We start from the raw sequence: 18282 nt of genomic DNA on the forward strand, positions 1-18282 counted from the left end.
TTATTTGAGTATATATTGTTGTGTAACCTCTTTTGCTGCGGGAAAGAACATTCCCGCAAACCTTTCCATAGGATAATATAACAAGGATTCCTCCTTCTTTGTTTGACTAATCAACTGGCTATCTGTATCTATGAATTGAATGACACAGACAACCAGACTCACCAGTAAAAGATATTTCAAGGCTCCAAGTCCGGCTCCAAGCAAACGATTCAGCCAGCCAAGCGAAACTGCCTCCATCGCCTTTGTCAACACTGAAGCCACTAACGTAAAGATTAATGGTACAGCTATCCAAATAATGACAAATGCTAATATCTGTGCCACAGTCATGGAATCTGTCACTGTAGGACATAGCTTTACAGCCAGTGAAGTATACAAAGCTTTTGCTGCCAGCAACCCCACAATCAATCCAAGTATGGAGGCAAGCTGCCGGATAAAGCCTTTCATAAATCCGATAATAACACCGGCTCCAAGGGCAATCAGTATGATAATATCTATGGTAGTCATTCTATGTAAAACGAAAACGGAGACACGGAGTTGTAATCACTCTGTGCCTCCGTATATTTTCAGTTTCGTGAGAATTATAAAGTTTGCTTCACTTCTACTTCTTCGTAAGTTTCAATCATATCCCCTACCTTCAAATCGTTGTAGTTGACAAGGCTGATACCACATTCAAAGTTTGTACCTACTTCCTTCACATCATCTTTAAAGCGCTTCAAGGCATTAATAGAACCTGAGAAGATTACGATACCATCACGGATCAGACGAGCCTTATCCGAACGTTTCACCTTGCCTTCTTTCACAACGGCACCGGCCACAGTACCCACCTTAGTAATGTGGAATACCTCACGCACTTCGATAGTAGCAGTCACCACCTCTTTCACTTCCGGAGCAAGCATACCTTCCATAGCAGCCTTCACCTCTTCGATAGCAGCGTAAATTACAGAATACAAACGTATATCTACTCCTTCCTGCTCGGCAAACTTGCGCGCTGAAGCTGACGGACGCACCTGGAATCCAATGATAATAGCATCTGAAGCAGCTGCCAATGTCACATCCGATTCTGAAATCTGACCTACAGCCTTGTGGATCACATTAACCTGAATCTGTTCGGTAGACAACTTGATCAACGAATCACTCAATGCTTCGATAGAGCCGTCCACATCACCTTTCACAATTACGTTCAGTTCCTGGAAGTTACCCAAAGCAATACGACGTCCCACTTCATCGAGAGTCAACAGCTTCTGAGTACGCAATCCCTGTTCACGCTGCAATTGTTCACGCTTATTGGCAATTTCACGGGCCTCTTGATCAGTCTCAATCACATGGAATGTATCACCTGCGGCAGGAGCCCCATTTAAACCGAGAATCAATACCGGTTCCGAAGGTCCAGCTTGTGTTACGCGTTGATTACGTTCATTGAACATAGCCTTTACACGGCCATAACTTGTTCCGGCAAGCACAATATCACCTACCTTCAGCGTACCATTGGAAACCAATACAGTAGCAACATATCCACGTCCCTTGTCCAGAGTTGATTCAATAATTGAACCCGTAGCATTGCGGTTCGGATTTGCCTTCAAATCGAGCATTTCTGCCTCCAAAAGGACTTTCTCCATCAGTTCGGGTACTCCAAGACCTTTCTTGGCCGAAATATCCTGCGACTGGTATTTACCCCCCCACTCTTCTACGAGATAATTCATCTGAGCCAGTGTCTCTTTAATTTTCTCCGGATTAGCATGGGGTTTATCAATCTTATTAATAGCAAATACTATAGGAACACCCGCAGCCGCAGCATGATTGATAGCTTCCTTAGTTTGAGGCATTACATCATCATCGGCAGCTACGATAATAATCGCGATATCCGTTACCTTCGCACCACGGGCACGCATTGCAGTAAACGCTTCGTGTCCCGGAGTATCAAGGAATGTAATCTTACGCCCGTCCTCCAATGTAACGTGATATGCACCGATATGCTGTGTGATACCTCCGGCTTCACCCGCAATTACATTTGCCTTACGGATATAGTCAAGCAATGAAGTTTTACCGTGGTCTACGTGACCCATTACTGTAACAATCGGAGCACGGTGTTCCAGATCTTCCGGAGCATCTTCCTCTTCAACAATGGCCTGAGCTACCTCCGCACTGACATATTCGGTCTTAAATCCGAATTCTTCAGCAACAAGATTGATTGTTTCCGCATCCAGACGCTGGTTGATAGAAACCATCATACCTATACTCATACAAGTTCCGATAACCTGATTAACAGATACATTCATCATACTGGCCAATTCATTGGCAGTCACGAATTCTGTCAATTTCAGTACCTTGCTTTCTGCCATCTCCTGATCTTCCAGTTCCTGCATACGGTTCGATACCAAATCACGTTTCTCCTTGCGATATTTGGCTCCTTTGTTCTTACCTTTACTTGTCAGACGAGCCAAAGTTTCTTTTACCTGCTTTGCTACATCTTCTTCGCTCACTTCCTGCTTCACTACAGGCTTCTTAAAGCGATCTTTATTATTGTTGTTACGGTTTCTGTTTTGTCCGCCGCCACCTTGCTGATTTCCTCCACGGTTATTATTGGTACGCTCACTGTTTGGAGTGGGGTGCGCAAAGTTAGAAGCAACGTTGTTCACATCTACTTTTTCTTTATTGTTGTTGATGCGGTTACGTTTCTTCTTACCGTTGGGATCAAGATTTTCTTTACCGGCTACTTTAGCTTGTTTATTATCTTCTTTACGGATTTCCTTGATGATGGCTTCCTTCATCTGTTTCTTCTGATCCTGACGAAGTTTTTCCTTTTCTTCACGCTCTTTCCGTTTTTCTTCTTTCGATTTTTTCTTCGGACGAGTCGACTGATTCAATGCAGCCAGGTCAATCTGTCCGATAACATTAATCTTAGATACAAACTCAGTCGGACGAATCTTAAATACGCCCTCCTCTTCCTTCTCTACTGGAGTAGCCGGTGCTTCTGCTACCGGTTTCTCTTCTTTCTTCTCTGTTTTTTCTGGAGATACCACGACTTTGGGTTCTTCTTTCTTGACTTCCTCAACCACTTTCTTCTCTGTTTCTGCAGGCTTTTCAACCACCACCGGTTTCGGTTCTTCTTTCACCGGTTTCGATTCCGAAGCAACAGGAGCCGTAGCGACTTCTTCTTTTTTCACTTCGTTGACAACAGGCTTAACCTCTTCCGCCACCTTCTTTTCTTCAGTAGCTACTACAGGTTGTGGTTTCGGTTCTTCTTTCACCGGCTCTTTTTCAGTTCTCCGGTTCAGTTTATCTAAATCTATTTTTCCGACAGGTTTAAACTTCGGACGTACATCCTCCGGAATGACCGTCTTAATCACATCATCAGCAACAGTTTTCTCCGGCTCTTTTTTATCATAACCATCGATAGAAACAGATGCCTTGTTGCGATCTTTGTTTTGACGTTCCTGAATGAAACGTTCCGATTCAAGTCTAAGGTTCTTATCTGTGCTGAACTCTTTCACGAGCATTGCATACTGCTCCTCGGTAATTTTCGTATTCGGGTTTGCCTCAACGGTATACCCCTTCTTTTGCAAGAACTCAACTACCGTCGCGATTCCTACATTTAAATCTCTTGTAACTTTGTTTAACCTTATCGTCATACTTTAATTTAAAGAATAATGGAGAAAGAATAATTTGATAATCGTTCAATATGCCAATGTGCCAATTCCTATACGCCCTTTCTGTTTATTGGCATATCGGCACATCATCGCATTGATCTATTATTCATTATCTTCAAACTCCGATTTCAAAATGCGTAATACCTCGTCCACCGTCTCTTCTTCCAGATCCGTTTTTTCAATCAGCATTTCGCGAGGTGCAGTCAATACGGACTTAGCCGTATCAATGCCAATTGCTTTAATAGCATCAATCACCCATCCGTCGATTTCATCTCTGAATTCATCCAGATAAATGTCTTCATCCTGCGCGTTTTCATCCAACTCACGGAACACGTCGATAGTGTACTCAGTCAACATACTGGCCAGTTTGATATTCAAACCGCCTTTACCAATAGCCAACGATACCTCTTCCGGTTTCAGGAATACCTCAGCTTTACGTTCTTCTTCATTCAACCGAATAGAAGAGATTTTGGCCGGGCTTAAAGCACGCTGGATAAACAATGAAATATTTGATGTATAATTAATCACATCAATGTTTTCATTGCGAAGTTCACGTACGATGCCATGAATACGACTTCCCTTTACACCTACACAGGCTCCTACGGGATCAATTCTGTCATCATAAGATTCTACCGCAATCTTAGCACGTTCACCGGGAATACGGGCAATCTTTTTGATGGTAATCAAGCCATCGTTTATTTCAGGTACTTCCATCTCGAACAAGCGCTGCAGGAAAACCGGAGAAGTACGCGAAAGGATAATCTTCGGATTGTTGTTTTTGTTGTCCACGCGTGCCACCACTGCACGGGCAGTTTCTCCTTTACGATAAAAATCGCTTGGTATCTGCTCTGTTTTCGGCAACAATAACTCGTTTCCTTCATCGTCAAGCAGCAACATCTCTTTTTTCCAGATCTGGTATACTTCTGCGTTGATGATAGTACCTACTTTATCAATGTATTTATTATAAATACTGTCCTTTTCAAGCTCAAGAATTTTAGAAGCCAGGGTCTGACGAAGATTCAAAATAGCACGGCGACCGAACTTAGCGAAAATCACTTCATCGGTTACTTCTTCACCCACTTCGTAAGAAGCATCGATTTTTTGTGCTTCAGTCAACGAAATTTGCATATTCGGGTTAGTCAAATCCTCGTCTGCCACTACCTCACGGTTACGCCATATTTCAAAGTCACCCTTATCCGGGTTCACAATTACGTCGTAATTTTCATCAGTGCCAAACATTTTCGCGATCACACTACGGAACGACTCTTCAAGCACGCTTACCATCGTGGTTCTATCAATATTCTTCAGTTCCTTAAATTCCGAAAATGTATCAATCAAGCTGATTGTTTCTTCTTTCTTGGCCATAATTATTTAAAACTAATTAAGTATTTAGTATATTTTATATCATCATAGGTGAAGGTTTCATCCTCTTCTACCAACTGAGGACGTTTGGCTCCTTCGGGTTTTACTTTCTTTTGTACGGTCACAACAAACTTTTCTTCATCGGCATCTTTCAAGACCCCGCTCAGTTTGCGTCCGCCTTTAGTCAGTACTTCCACCTCCAGGCCGATGTGGTTATAGTACTGTTGCAATACTTTAAATGGCTGTCCGATTCCGGCAGAACCTACTTCCAGCTCATAATCTTCCTCTTCACGGTTCAGTTTCGACTCAATGAAGCGACTCAGCTCCACACAGTCTTCAATCCAAACCCCTTCTGCATGGTCAATTTCGACCACAATTTTGTCATCAGGGCTGACGGTCACTTCTACCAGAAAATAGTCTTTTCCCTCCAGCCACTCTTCAACAATCTGACAAACAGTTCTTTTTTCTATCATTGATTAACTATTAAGAACAAAAAAAGGAGCTTAATCGCCCCTCCACCTTTCATCCGTTTCGGGTGCAAAGATATAAATAATCTGTTCGACTACAAAATATTAGAGAAAAAAAAGAAATGATAAGAAAAAAACAGGAACTATCTACATTTCAATCGACCATAGAAAATATAATTGTTATCGTTTTCTTTAATACTCCCAAGCAGTTCGGTCAGCTTTCTTCGATCCGAATCCGAGATAATCTCACCTGAAGACAAACGCTCCTCAACCATTTGCTTCAATCGTGCAGGTTCAACATTCCAAACATAATATCCGTCATGAGATGAAAAGAACCAGTCAGCAGGAATGCCACCTAAGAAATCATTGTATATTTCAACAAAAGCGCCTCGTAAAGTATGTTTATCAACCATATAATATTCCGGAGGAGTGGTAGTTGACGAATGTGGACTTAGCCTTACAGGATATGATATTTCTCCCCAGAAGTGATTCGGCAACTCTCCGAAGCTGTGTGGGGTCAACTCATGTCCTCCATAATCAAGCGTAAAACGTGGAACGAGCCTAAACTCGTGGTTATTATAGTGATATAATGAATCGTTACGATATTGCCCTCCAAACCAGAAACCGATGTCCATCACCGTCCCATTATTCAGAGATTTGATTTCATTTCCATAATCATTCACGGCCAAATACCCTGCCGGAAGTTCTTTTATAATCTTGCCATCCAAACTTTGCGTCCAAATCATAGGCGAATGCCTATCACCTACAAAGTCACGATTAAAAGAAAGAGCACAAACATGCACTCGTCCTCGTTCCGTTTCTACATGAAATATCCCTTTAGGTGACCAATGCGCCAATCGAATCGGTTGAAGTATATTTCCCTGTAAATCGAATACCAAGATATGGTCGGCCTGCCAACATAACACATAAAGCCGGTTATTCTCCTCATCCATCTGTGCATCGTAAACTAAGCCATATTCACCCGCACCTTGACCAAAGGAACCGATATCCCTCAAATAGGTCCCGCTTTTAGTAAAAAGTTTGAAAGGGACATGCCCCATTTTATATACTAAAATATACTGTTTGCCAATAATTGTTTTGGAAGGAGAGACCAATGCAGCATCCCGATTATCAAGTATGACCATTTCCAGTTCCTCGACAAAATGACTAAGAGGTACAGTAACCGTATCCTTCAACATAGACAAGTGGCAGACCCAAACGCTATCAGAACCTGCCATTTCAACCGTAGCCACTTGCTTATGCCCCCAAACATCATTTATCTCCCCGGAAGCTAATGGCGAACAAGCCATTAACTTCCCAAGAAGACAAATAATCAATATCTTGCGGAACAGCTTCATCATTTATTGAAGTTCATAATTTGTAATACAGGGTTACCTTCTTCAGGTATAGAGTCCATTATTGCCCGGAAACGAGGGTCAAACTGCTCTTTTTCAGCTTGCATCGACTCTCCTTTCATAGTAGAAGGCCAATAATAACCAATGCCGATACCTGGAGTATTTGTTGTACGGGTTCTCTGTACATTGCAGACATCTTTTAAAACAGCCCATCCGGTTTCATTTTTCAAAGTATACATTTTCTGCTCCTTCTTATCGAAATAATAATAGTTCATTGGCATATCCGGAGTCAACCATTTCGTACCGAGCGTAGTATACAAAGTATAGTCTTTAGCATCGATCGCCGGATGTAGCTTAACGAACTCTGCATTTTCAAATTTATATTCTGTCACTTCATCAATAACCTGTTTTACTTCATATGTTTCAGCATCAATAAAATACACGCCTTTCAATGATAAATCTGAAAATAAAATCCCACCATAAGCAGGCTTCAATGGTTCATAGCCAATACGCCCCTCGCTATCCCACACAAAATTATCTATCGTAATAGGACACACATGCAACTTTTTGCCATCTTTTTTAGAAAGGATGCAAACTGCCTCTCCGTTATTACGCTTTGTAAAAGGACAATATACCAATACAGCCTTATCATTCAAGTTAGCAAACTTCCAAGAGCAACCGGGTGTCGGGAAGCTTCGTTTAAATTTCCCATTCAAATCATAAACTATAAACTTTTTAGCGCGGTCCAACACTATAATTTCTTTGTTAGGACTGTCCACATAGAAAGAGTTCAGAGATGCCCATTCCTGAGGGCCGCCTCCTTTATGACGCATTTGCAATAATGGATTTCCCTGACGGTCAAAAATAAATATAGCCTGCTGCTCTTCATCCTGAATATAAATCCGGTCTTCAGTGACCTGTATACAAGGATTTGTCGGTAACCTACCCAACAATGAATTTTCATTGTCTTTTAATGCCACATAATCACTAACTGCCAGATCGGACAGTTTCAACTCTTTTACCGGATACTCTTTTAATCCATCGTAAACAAAAGGAGTATTTGCCACCTCTACCTGTTTTCCGGAATTAGACGAACATGCTACTAAAACAAGTAGCCCTGCCGACATAATGAAATAGTTCAGTCGATTCAACATATCATGTACATTTTTAAAGTTTTGATATTGCAAAATTAACCATCGGGCACAGGAAAAACAAAAAGGGATATAGACAAAGCACTTCAAAAATGGATATGCTATCATACTACATATCAAGATATTACATAAACCACCTCTTAAAATAGCATGGACAAACAAGTTTCCGAGAACTAAAAACCACGCAAAAAGTCATCTAAAGAGTCCGAATCCTCTGCTCCAAGCTTCTCTCGCTTGATGCGAAATTTCTTTTTACTAACCGAGGTACGACTAATACAATAAATATCGGAAAGGTCCTTTATACTGACATTGATCTTCACCAGACAACAGAAATAAATATCTTTTAAGGTCAACAAAGGAAAGCGTGCAAGCAACCGTTGTGAAAACCCATCATAAGCATTATCCACCGTCTGACGAATTTCCTCCCACTCTCTTTCCGACAAAGCTATGCGATGTTCACCACTCTCCTGCTCTTCTTCATTGAGGGAGGGTATTTTACGCAAAACATCGACCTTACGGAACAAAGACTCTCGCAAAACCGCCTCTTTTTCTCTCAAAGCACTTAACTCTTCAGTTTGTTTCAGTATTTGGTTCTCTTGCTCCAACTTGGCTTTCTCTTCAAGAAGCAGACGCTCTTTTTCACGCTTTATCTTATTTTGCCGGTAGAAAATAAACAAAGCAATCAGTATAATCAGACAAAGGCTCAAAGTTAACATAGCAATTTCCCGATTCTGTTTGGCAATCTTCAATTGGTTTAACTCGTTTTTCAACCTCTCTTCCTGATATAGAGCTTCACTGTTATCACTCTGCACATGGCCTATCTCCACCCGGAAAAGCGCATCTGCCTTCTGCGTAGAATAGAACACTTGCTTCTCATTTCCTTCCATAAGTTCCAGTTCTGCAAGTTTCCTCCAAGCTTCGATAGCAATATGCGGATGAATGGAATGGGCTGCCATACTAAAATAACGACGGGCAGAATCATATTGATGGGTGGAATAATATACGTCCCCGCGTGCCAATATATAATAAGGACGTCCGTAATGTTCCACTTGGATACGAGCGGAATCCAGCCAAGATAAAGCTCCCTGATAATTATTCTCTGTCAGGCAACTGTCAGCCCGTTTCTGACAATACCACTCCCATTGACGAAGCCTCATAAATGCCGTATCCACCGGTATAGAAAACACTGCTTCTTCCGCTAATGGCACTTTCCCGCAAGAAACTAATGACACAAGCAGAAGAAAACAGTTACTCAGAAGAATCGTCAAACGCCGCATCCGATTCTCCATATTACTTTCGTGCTGCTTTTATCTTCTTCACACGTGCACAAGTACGATGTCCATAAATGATAATCACTACGAAACAGATAAAAGGAAGTATAAAAGACAAGTTTACAGCAGGCATACCCAACAATGTATGTTGGTCAATAATACAAGCCTGTAATGGTGGCAAGATAGAACCTCCCAGAATTGCCATAATCAAACCGGCAGCCCCAAACTTGGCATCATCACCCAAACCACGAAGAGCAATACCATAAATCGTGGGAAACATTAGTGACATACAAGCCGAAACAGCTACTAAACAATACAATCCCCATATGTTTTGCAAAAAAATCACACCTAACGTAAAAGCACCACCCGCAATCGCAAGAATCTTGAGAAGCATCCCCGGATTCAGGTAGCGAAGAATAAATGTACACACGAAACGGCTTATGCAAAAAATAATCATAGCAATTATATTATATTCCTGAGAAAGCACTTCAGCAGCCTTCTCCTCCATTCCCTGCGACATAAACAAGCGTGTTCCATATTGGATAACAAAAGTCCAACACATAATCTGTGCACCCACATAAAAGAATTGCGCTATGACTCCTTCTCTATAATGATGAACTTTAAAAATACGCTTTAGCGTTGGTATAAAATCAATATTATGATTCTTATCACCATTCTTAGGCATTTTAACGGCACGTATCAGAAAAAGCATGGCAAGAATCACTAATCCTATAATCAGGTAAGGGGCAATCAACACGGACAAATCCGACTCTTTCAATACCTCAAACTCAGACGGAGACAATTGGCTGCGTTCTACCGTATCCATGGGATTCAGACGCGCCTGAATGAAATTCATGGCTACATACATACCCAATAATGATCCCATTGGATTAAACGACTGCGCCAGATTCAATCGTCGCGTCGCTGTCTCTTCTGTACCCATCGATAATATATAAGGGTTAGCACTTGTTTCCAGAAACGAGAGTCCACACGTCAAAATAAAATAAGCGAGCAGGAAAGGGTAATAATCGCCTGTCATCTTTGCCGGGAAAAACAGCAAGGCACCCAAAGCATATAGCCCCAGTCCCAGCAGGATACCGGCTTTATAAGAGTATTTACGAATAAACATTGCAGCAGGGAAGGCCATTGCAAAATAGCCTCCGTAAAAAGCGACCTGTACCAATGCCCCGTCGGTGACACTCATACGAAATATTTTCGAGAAGGCCTTTACCATTGGATTGGTAATATCATTAGCGAACCCCCATAAGGCAAAACAAGAAGTCACTAAAATAAATGGCAGGATATAACTAACTCCATCTTTATGAAGAATGGAACGGTTGGTGTTTTTCATGGGTTGTCGGGTTATTCAGGATAATATACCTGAGGTTTTACACTGTTTATGATAATTTCTTTTAGCTCTTCCCAAGTATCTATTTCACCTTGAGCTTTCGCTTGTACTAAGATATTGCCGATAGCAGTCGCTTCCACCGGACCTGCATATACCGGAATGCCTAAAGCATTTGCAGTAAGTTGGTTTAGCAAACGATTCTGGCAGCCTCCTCCGATAATATGGAGCTGTTTAACCGGTACCGGCAGACAGCGATTCATCTGTTCAACTCCTAATTTATAACGGTGTGCCAATGATTCAATGACACAACGAACAAACTCTCCTTGAGAAACCGGCACTCTCAAATGATGCTTATGACAATACTCAGCAATCGACTCTTCCATACAGTCCGGATTGCAAAAAGAGGAATCATCTACATCGATTACCGAACGGATATCTGATAACGTTGCTTCGGCTATCACACGATCATAACTGGTTTCTTCGCCCCGTTCTTTCCACTCAGCCATCAAACGTTGTAAAATCCAAAGCCCGGTTATATTCTGCAAGAAGCGTATCTTGCCTTGTATGCCACCCTCATTCGTGAATCCTCCCAAACGTGCTTCCTCCGTCAAAATCGGTTGGTCAATCTCTGTTCCGAGCAAGGACCAGGTTCCCGAACTAAGATAAGCCCGATCCGGTTCATTGGAAGGAACAGCAAATACAGCACTGGCTGTGTCATGTGAACCGACAGCAACGACATCAATACAGCCTAAACCGGTTTCATCCGCAATTTCTTGTTTCAGTTTACCGCAAATAGTCCCAGGAAGCACAATGTCACCAAAAAGATGTCGGGGTAATCCTAATTCACTAATCAAGTTATCCGACCAGTTGCGCTGACAAGCATCAAGTAACTCAGAAGTAGAAGCAATACAATATTCATTATTCGCTGTTCCTGTAAGGAAATAGCTGAACAAATCAGGCATAAATAATAGTTTATCAGCTACCCGGAGTTGTACATCGTTGTTCTGCTTCATACTATATAGTTGAAACAGAGTATTGATAGGCATCACTTGGATACCTGTTTCTGCATAATGGGCAGCTTGATCAATCTGCTTAAACACCCGCTCAGGCATACCATTAGTACGAGAATCACGGTAACAAACCGGATTCCCCAACAGATTACCATCTTTGTCAATCAGCCCAAAATCGACTCCCCAAGTATCTATAGCGATACTTTTCACCAGATAGCCTTTTCGGGCAGCGACACGAAGTCCGTTTTTCATTTCTTCGAAGAGAGAAAGAAAATCCCAATAGACATGGTTTCCGAGTCTAATTTGCCGATTACCAAAACGATATACCTCTTCCAGTTTTAGCTTACCTTCAGTGAGGGTACCGGCCATAATACGGCCGCTACCTCCACCAAAGTCAGCTGCTAAGTAAGTACTCATAAGCTGGTCGTCATTATTTCTATTTTGTTTTCTTTCCTAACACATATATTTCCAGATCATCAATCTCTTCCGGAGTCAGGACCGAATAATCTCCTCCGGATTGAACGATAATCCGGCAAGCCATTTCAAAGAAAGTGGCCCGTTCGTACACCTGATCAAAATCTTTACCACACACCACCTGTCCATGATTGGTCAGCAATACAGAGTTATGCTCTTTCATCGCTTCCACAACAGCTTCAGCCAGTTCAGGCGAACCCGGACGATAGTAAGGAATGATAGGAATCTCTTTACCGACATGGCAAGGTACCTCAGCAGTTACATTGAAATTTGACGGTTTGTTTCTCATACAGGAAACAGCTGTAGCATATTCCGATTGAAAATGCAGAACTACATTTACATCCGGACGTTCACGAAGGATTCCCAAATGAAAAGTACTTTCCATAGAAGGTTTTACTCCATTCTGGGGTATACCCGTAGAAATATTGCAAACAGATACTTTTTCTTTCTGCAGGTTCGGTACCCAAGAACCCGTTCCGGAAACAAGTGCTTCTTCACCGATTCTCCATGAAAGGTTACCGCTGCTGCACAACATTAATTTAGCATCGCCATAGCGATGTGCCTGAGCAAGATACTGCTCGATATGTTCATTAGTTATCATAATGCTTTCTTATATAAATCAAGAATAATTTCTTTTGTTACTTCCCGTGGATTACCCGGCGTACAGACATCAGCAAACGCAGCTGTAGCAAGACGATCAAGATCCTTTTCCTGAATGCCCAAATCGGACAAGTGTTGTGGAATATTGACCTTCAAAGATAATGCTTTTACAGCATCTACGGCTGCTTTAGCTGCCTCTTCTTTAGCCATACCTGCAGAATACACGTTCATAGCCTTAGCTATCTCTACATATTTGTCAAGAGCAGCCGGAGCATTGAACTCCATAACAATAGGTAATAACAACGCATTGGCTACGCCATGAGGAATATCAAAAATAGCCCCCAACGGATGTGCCATACCATGAACGACTCCTAAACCGACATTCGAAAAAGCCATACCGGCAATATACTGGGCTACTGCCATACCATTACGTGCCTCCGCATTTGACGGTTCTTCAACGGCAGTCACCAGATAACGGTTGATCATTTCAATAGCTTTAATTTCGAACATATCGCTCATCTCCCATGCACCTTTGGTTATCAACCCTTCAATAGCGTGTGTCAGTGCATCAAGTCCCGTAGCTGCAGTCAGGCTTTTAGGAAGTGTATACATCAGCTCGGCATCTACTATCGCTATAGCCGGAATATCATTCGGATCCACACAAACCATCTTTTTTTGGTTCTGTTCGTCTGTAATCACATAGTTGATAGTTACTTCTGCTGCCGTTCCGGCAGTAGTAGGCAATGCAATAATAGGTACGGATTTCTTCTTGGTATCCGCCACGCCTTCCAATGAAACGACATCACTGAATTCCGGATTATTAGTAATAATCCCAATTGCCTTTGCCGTATCCATAGAAGAGCCACCGCCAATCGCCAGGATAAAGTCCGCACCGGATGCCGCAAATGCTTCCACACCGGCTTTTACATTCGATACTGTAGGATTCGGCTTAATTTCACTGAATATCACATAAGGAATCTTAGCAGCATCCAGCACCTTAAGCACTTTGTCCGCCACTCCGAATTTTATCAAATCTTTATCGGTTGCGACAAATGCTTTGTGTAGTCCCAAACGTGAGATTTCCTTAGGGAGCACTTCACGTGCTCCCGGACCGAAGTAAGAAACTTCGTTTAATATAAATCGATTGATCATATTGCGTTCTTCTAAAGGTTACTTATAAATAGGACCATAAGTAGTACAAGCTCTGTAGTCGGCTCCCTCTTTATCCATACCGAAGGCATTCCAGGCCGCCGGACGGAAAATCTGATCATCCTCCACATTGTGCATGCAAACCGGAATACGAAGCATGGAAGCCAGTGTAATCACATCCTGACCAATATGCCCGTAACTGATTGCACCATGGTTAGCTCCCCAGTTATTCATCACGGAGTATACATCTTTAAAGGCAGGTTTATCACATAAACGAGGAACAAACCAAGTAGTAGGCCATGTACGGTCCGTACGTTCATCAAGTAATTTATGAATTTCCGGATCAATCTCTACTGTCCAGCCTTCGGCTATCTGCAGCACTGGTCCAAGACCTTTAATCAGGTTCAGTCGCATCATAGTTACGGGCATACCTCCTTTCGAAAGGAAATTAGAAGAGAAACCTCCTCCACGGAAATAATCACGATTGGCGGGATACCAAGTAGTAGCTTCCAGACATTTCTCAACTTCTCCTTCCGTAACCTCCCAACAAGGTTTCATGGTAGGTTCTCCATTGACATCCGTTTGCTGCCCTGTTCCGTCAAGGGTTGTTGCTCCCGAATTAATCAAATGAATAATACCATTAGCAGCCATACCTGTCAGTTCCTTACCCGTAACACGTTTCACAGCCTCCGGACTCCAATAAGTACGTACATCCGAGAAAATCTGTGCACGATTCGTCAACAGATGACCGAACAGCATAGCTACACCATTACAAGCATCATTCTCAGTGGCCACTACATATGCTTCACGAATACCATTCCAGTCGAATGAAGTATTGAGCAATGCTTCCGAGAAATCACCATTCGGATAGAAATCCGTCCATTGACGCTGTCCTTGGAAACCCGCTGCAATGGCATTGTGTCCTAAAGCCTCTTCCTTAAATCCAAGTTCTTTTAGCTTCGGATTACCCTGCATCAAATCGCGCATGATGATAGTCATCTTGACAATGAACTCCCAGTCTTCATCTTTCTGTGCACGTGTCTTTGTTTTTTCAGGCACATTGAAATCATGCCCTTCATTCTTTTTGCAATATTTCTCAGTCCAAGCCATCGCTTTGGCATATTCTTCCTTATCATAAATGCCTTCGGCCATGCGGCGAATTATCTCTGTCAAATCGACCGACTCATTACGCATACCCAAATATTCCTGGAAGAAGTCCGGATTTACAATAGAACCGGCAATACCCATAGAAACACTACCCATAGAAAGGTAAGACTTCCCACGCATCGTAGCTACAGCCTGGGCAGCACGGGCAAAACGCAGAATTTTTTCTGCCACATCCGCAGGAATAGAGTTATCATTCAAGTCTTGTACATCGCGACCGTAAATACCAAATGCAGGCAATCCCTTCTGTGCATGCCCTGCCAGCACAGCAGCCAGATACACCGCTCCCGGACGCTCCGTCCCATTGAATCCCCAAACAGCTTTCGGATAATATGGATTCATATCCATTGTCTCAGCCCCATAACACCAGCATGAGGTGACAGTAATAGTAGCTCCTACCCCTTCACGTTCAAACTTTTCTGCACAAGCAGCACTTTCGGCAACACGTCCGATAGTTCCATCTGCAATCACACACTCCACAGGAGTTCCATCGCCATTTCTGAGATTAGAAGTAATCAACTCGGCAACAGCTTTTGCCAGATTCATTGTTTTTTCTTCAAGGCTTTCGCGAACACCACCCTGGCGTCCATCGATGGTGGGACGAATCCCGATTTTCGGATACTTTTTCATACTATATTATTAAATTCATTAGACAATTCTTCCATGCTGACCTGTGCTGACACACAATTCTGAAAAACTCTTTTATAAAGAAGCTCTCAGCCTGACTTCCGTAGGCAGGTAATCTTGTATGGCTTTTCCCTGCAGAACAAATTCGGCAGCCTTATCACCCATTTTCTCCCAATCTACACTTAATGCAGTTATTCCCTGATCTATCACTTCATAAGCAGGTGTGTCATTATACCCTATTAAGCCAAAATCAACTCCACATTGTAAACCCTCAATACGACTTTTCTTAATAATACTCACCACGTCTATTTGACGAATCGCTATATATACTTCTCCTTTGCGAACCTGAAGTCCTTCAATATCACTCACTACCTCACAACCAAGATGTTGATCGGCACAGAATTTCTCAAAAAAGTCACGGCTACTCCGGGGATGCATGCTATCATTCACTAACACGAAAACGAGTTTTTGATATTTCTTCAATCGATCTGCCAGTTGAAGTAGCGCATTATAGAATCCTTGATCAAAGTCCTGACAAACATAAGAGAACTCCTCTTTCTCAAATTTACCGAAATCAAGAAGAAGAAGTTTGGATGGATTTATCTTATAAAGATTAGGAGACAGCTTTTCGTTATCGAAGTTCATCACAATATATTTATTGTATCGTCCCAACGATTCACGAATGATGGTATTGAACAAACGTTCATTGTACTGATGAAACAATAGGTCGACTTTATAACGGATAGACAAACGCTTTACAAAACTATTATAAAGTGCATATTTAAAAGGTGAATATTCATCAAGTAAAAGAAGTACATTTTTCAATCTTCCAACCACATAATACCCTTTCCCGGGAGTAGAATCAATAATTCCTCTCTCTTTTAAATCAAGAAAAGCTTTAAATACAGTATCTCGGGAAACCTCATACGCATGGCTAAGTTGATTGATCGAAGGCAGTGAATCTCCCGATTTATATACTCCCATCGAGATATCAAAGCTAATCTTGTCAGCCAATTGCTTTACTTTGGTCGTTTGTTGTCCAAAAGTTATTTTCATACGTATCAATAAAGGTTTTTAATTATAGATAGCTATGCTGAACTATCACGATACAAAGAAAGATAATTTATTCTGCTCGAACAATGTAAACTGATATGTTATATAACACAAAAGCATTAGAATTCAGAGATCTCGTTATTTTTTTGTAACTTTTATACTTACACAAAAACAAATGAGATACAAAAAGATTTGCTATCTTTACCCCGAATATTAAAGAATATAGTATTATGGCACATCGTCTTAACACTAACAAGCAATTTATGGTAGGAAACGGCATTTTAGCATTTGCCGTCATATTTGTCGTAGTCATCTTTGTATATATGAGTCTGAGATTGCAACGGGAAAAAGAAGCTGTCCGTCACTTTAGTGAAACGTACTCCATTCAGCTGACAAAAGGCTTCGTAGGTGATTCGATCTCACTGTTTGTCAATGACAGCTTGATCATGAATAAACAGATTAAAGAAGAGCCTACTGCTATCGAAGTCGGACGCTTCGCAGAGCAAAGTGCACTGATGATTGTAAATAATCAGACTGAAACAGTAGCCGCATTTGATCTGAGTGAAAAAGGTGGTACTTACCGTTTTGAAAAGGATATTGACGGTATCAAACAGCTACCACAAAAATAGAAAGACGTTTTTTTCCTGACCGCATAGGGTATAAAAGACTGTAAAGGGAGATATCAAAAGACACTACAGAATTATTCCGATTCGCACAGATGAAAAAGCCCAAAACCGATTATCAATGCCGGCAATCAATCTGTAACAATCAGTGTAATCTTTGGTGGAAAGGATTCTTGCAACATCTGTTTTGTGATTGCAATGTCAAATCTCAGTCTTATATTTTTTCAACTCTTCGCGCAGCTCTAAAGCTTTCCCATCGGTAAGCCCATTTAGCAAGTCCCAAAAGCGATCTCCATGATTCATCTCACAAGTATGGCAAAGTTCGTGCAAAAGAACATAATCTATCAAATGCTTTGGCAATAATACAAGAAAATAAGAGAGATTTATCTTTTTGTGAGAAGAGCAGCTTCCCCATCGTCCACGACTTGAATTTATCTGAACACTTTTGTAAGGCAACCCATACCGCTCCGAAAGCATATACAACCGGGGAGGCAAGATAATCTTTGCATTCCGTCGCAAAGCTTCTTCAATCACTTTTCGAAGCCAGTCCTGTAAATTAGAATCTGTAAAATCGGCCGTCGGGGGACAAATAATCCGCATTTCTCCCAATTCGGAATGAGCCAAGAATTTCTCCCTCTTACCACTAACCAATGATAACTTGAAGTATTCTGTCTCGATCCGATAGTTCAGGTCAATCAGAGGACGTATCAACTTCTGCCTGGAATCCAACAATCTGGAACGTAATTTCTCTATCGCCTCCTTTACCTCCTTCATCGTAACTCCCGGAGGTATACTAACATAGATCGCATCAGCTTTTGTACGAAAAACGAGTCTCTTGGCACGCACATTATCACGTACGATCAGACGTCCTAACTCCTTATCTTCAATAATCTTATCCAATGTTGTTCTTAATTATAAATACAAATAAACGGATTATTTTGCAGAAAAAAGAAAGATAGATGCAACTTTTCCTACTCAACC

General features: G+C 41.7%; 15 protein-coding genes. 1 reads left to right on the forward strand and 14 read right to left on the reverse strand.

What is annotated here, in order from left to right; genetic code table 11:
• The 13 genes from ISX59_RS07530 to ISX59_RS07590 all read right to left on the reverse strand — a co-directional run bounded on the left by ISX59_RS07530 (position 1) and on the right by ISX59_RS07590 (position 16681).
• Positions 1 to 504 (reverse strand): CvpA family protein, encoded by a 504-nt coding sequence (locus ISX59_RS07530; protein WP_005812179.1) that lies wholly within the window; start codon positions 502 to 504, stop codon positions 1 to 3.
• A 74-nt stretch (positions 505 to 578) separates the two neighbouring features.
• Positions 579 to 3629 carry a translation initiation factor IF-2 gene (gene infB / locus ISX59_RS07535; RefSeq protein ID WP_005779343.1) on the reverse strand — a complete coding sequence of 1017 codons (3051 nt, stop codon included), beginning with the start codon at positions 3627 to 3629 and terminating at the stop codon, positions 579 to 581.
• Between the two features lie 120 nt (positions 3630 to 3749).
• Complete coding sequence (gene nusA, locus ISX59_RS07540; RefSeq protein WP_005812181.1) at positions 3750 to 5012, reverse strand: transcription termination factor NusA; 1263 nt, start codon at positions 5010 to 5012, stop codon at positions 3750 to 3752.
• A gap of 2 nt (positions 5013 to 5014) precedes the next feature.
• Positions 5015 to 5482, reverse strand: a complete 468-nt coding sequence (gene rimP, locus ISX59_RS07545) for a ribosome assembly cofactor RimP (protein ID WP_005779347.1) — start codon at positions 5480 to 5482, stop codon at positions 5015 to 5017.
• Positions 5483 to 5619: 137 nt separating this feature from the next.
• Positions 5620 to 6834, reverse strand: a complete 1215-nt coding sequence (locus ISX59_RS07550) for a 6-bladed beta-propeller (RefSeq protein ID WP_032531119.1) — start codon at positions 6832 to 6834, stop codon at positions 5620 to 5622.
• Positions 6834 to 7985, reverse strand: a complete 1152-nt coding sequence (locus ISX59_RS07555; protein WP_005812186.1) for a 6-bladed beta-propeller — start codon at positions 7983 to 7985, stop codon at positions 6834 to 6836. Before ISX59_RS07555 ends, ISX59_RS07550 begins: the two co-directional genes overlap by 1 nt.
• Positions 7986 to 8155: 170 nt before the next feature.
• A complete protein-coding gene (locus ISX59_RS07560) occupies positions 8156 to 9271 on the reverse strand; it encodes a hypothetical protein (RefSeq protein WP_229080799.1) in 1116 nt (371 codons plus the stop codon).
• A gap of 1 nt (position 9272) precedes the next feature.
• A complete protein-coding gene (fucP, locus tag ISX59_RS07565) occupies positions 9273 to 10604 on the reverse strand; it encodes an L-fucose:H+ symporter permease (RefSeq protein WP_005812191.1) in 1332 nt (443 codons plus the stop codon).
• Between the two features lie 11 nt (positions 10605 to 10615).
• Positions 10616 to 12028, reverse strand: coding sequence for a rhamnulokinase family protein (locus ISX59_RS07570; RefSeq protein WP_032540412.1), 1413 nt, complete (start codon positions 12026 to 12028; stop codon positions 10616 to 10618).
• A gap of 19 nt (positions 12029 to 12047) precedes the next feature.
• Positions 12048 to 12686, reverse strand: coding sequence for a class II aldolase/adducin family protein (locus ISX59_RS07575; RefSeq protein WP_005812195.1), 639 nt, complete (start codon positions 12684 to 12686; stop codon positions 12048 to 12050).
• Positions 12683 to 13837 (reverse strand): lactaldehyde reductase, encoded by a 1155-nt coding sequence (fucO, locus tag ISX59_RS07580; RefSeq protein WP_032540414.1) that lies wholly within the window; start codon positions 13835 to 13837, stop codon positions 12683 to 12685. The genes ISX59_RS07575 and fucO overlap by 4 nt, the downstream gene beginning before the upstream one ends.
• Positions 13838 to 13855: 18 nt before the next feature.
• On the reverse strand, positions 13856 to 15628 hold the full coding sequence (gene fucI / locus ISX59_RS07585) for an L-fucose isomerase (protein ID WP_005822718.1): 1773 nt from the start codon (positions 15626 to 15628) through the stop codon (positions 13856 to 13858).
• Positions 15629 to 15700: 72 nt separating this feature from the next.
• Positions 15701 to 16681: a GntR family transcriptional regulator gene (locus ISX59_RS07590; RefSeq protein ID WP_022011220.1), complete on the reverse strand. Its 981-nt coding sequence runs from the start codon at positions 16679 to 16681 to the stop codon at positions 15701 to 15703.
• A 227-nt stretch (positions 16682 to 16908) separates the two neighbouring features.
• Here ISX59_RS07590 and ISX59_RS07595 point away from each other — a divergent pair, with 227 nt between their 5' ends.
• Entirely contained in the window at positions 16909 to 17307 is a 399-nt protein-coding gene (locus ISX59_RS07595) for a hypothetical protein (protein ID WP_005779366.1), read from the forward strand.
• Positions 17308 to 17502: 195 nt separating this feature from the next.
• Here the strand turns inward: ISX59_RS07595 and ISX59_RS07600 are convergent, their stop codons facing one another.
• On the reverse strand, positions 17503 to 18201 hold the full coding sequence (locus ISX59_RS07600; RefSeq protein ID WP_005812209.1) for a SprT family zinc-dependent metalloprotease: 699 nt from the start codon (positions 18199 to 18201) through the stop codon (positions 17503 to 17505).
• Between the last annotated feature and the right edge of the window lie 81 nt (positions 18202 to 18282).

It is taken from the genome of Bacteroides sp. FSHCM14E1, from assembly GCF_019633785.1.
Lineage (GTDB): Bacteria > Bacteroidota > Bacteroidia > Bacteroidales > Bacteroidaceae > Bacteroides > Bacteroides hominis.

Coding starts and splice junctions, on each gene's coding strand:
- ISX59_RS07560 (WP_229080799.1), bottom strand. CDS start 9,271: ATGGAGAATCGGATGCGGCGTTTGACGATTCTTCTGAGTAACTGTTTT.
- infB (WP_005779343.1), bottom strand. CDS start 3,629: ATGACGATAAGGTTAAACAAAGTTACAAGAGATTTAAATGTAGGAATC.
- ISX59_RS07550 (WP_032531119.1), bottom strand. CDS start 6,834: ATGAAGCTGTTCCGCAAGATATTGATTATTTGTCTTCTTGGGAAGTTA.
- ISX59_RS07595 (WP_005779366.1), top strand. CDS start 16,909: ATGGCACATCGTCTTAACACTAACAAGCAATTTATGGTAGGAAACGGC.
- ISX59_RS07575 (WP_005812195.1), bottom strand. CDS start 12,686: ATGATAACTAATGAACATATCGAGCAGTATCTTGCTCAGGCACATCGC.
- ISX59_RS07570 (WP_032540412.1), bottom strand. CDS start 12,028: ATGAGTACTTACTTAGCAGCTGACTTTGGTGGAGGTAGCGGCCGTATT.
- ISX59_RS07590 (WP_022011220.1), bottom strand. CDS start 16,681: ATGAAAATAACTTTTGGACAACAAACGACCAAAGTAAAGCAATTGGCT.
- fucO (WP_032540414.1), bottom strand. CDS start 13,837: ATGATCAATCGATTTATATTAAACGAAGTTTCTTACTTCGGTCCGGGA.
- fucP (WP_005812191.1), bottom strand. CDS start 10,604: ATGAAAAACACCAACCGTTCCATTCTTCATAAAGATGGAGTTAGTTAT.
- fucI (WP_005822718.1), bottom strand. CDS start 15,628: ATGAAAAAGTATCCGAAAATCGGGATTCGTCCCACCATCGATGGACGC.
- nusA (WP_005812181.1), bottom strand. CDS start 5,012: ATGGCCAAGAAAGAAGAAACAATCAGCTTGATTGATACATTTTCGGAA.
- ISX59_RS07555 (WP_005812186.1), bottom strand. CDS start 7,985: ATGTTGAATCGACTGAACTATTTCATTATGTCGGCAGGGCTACTTGTT.
- rimP (WP_005779347.1), bottom strand. CDS start 5,482: ATGATAGAAAAAAGAACTGTTTGTCAGATTGTTGAAGAGTGGCTGGAG.
- ISX59_RS07530 (WP_005812179.1), bottom strand. CDS start 504: ATGACTACCATAGATATTATCATACTGATTGCCCTTGGAGCCGGTGTT.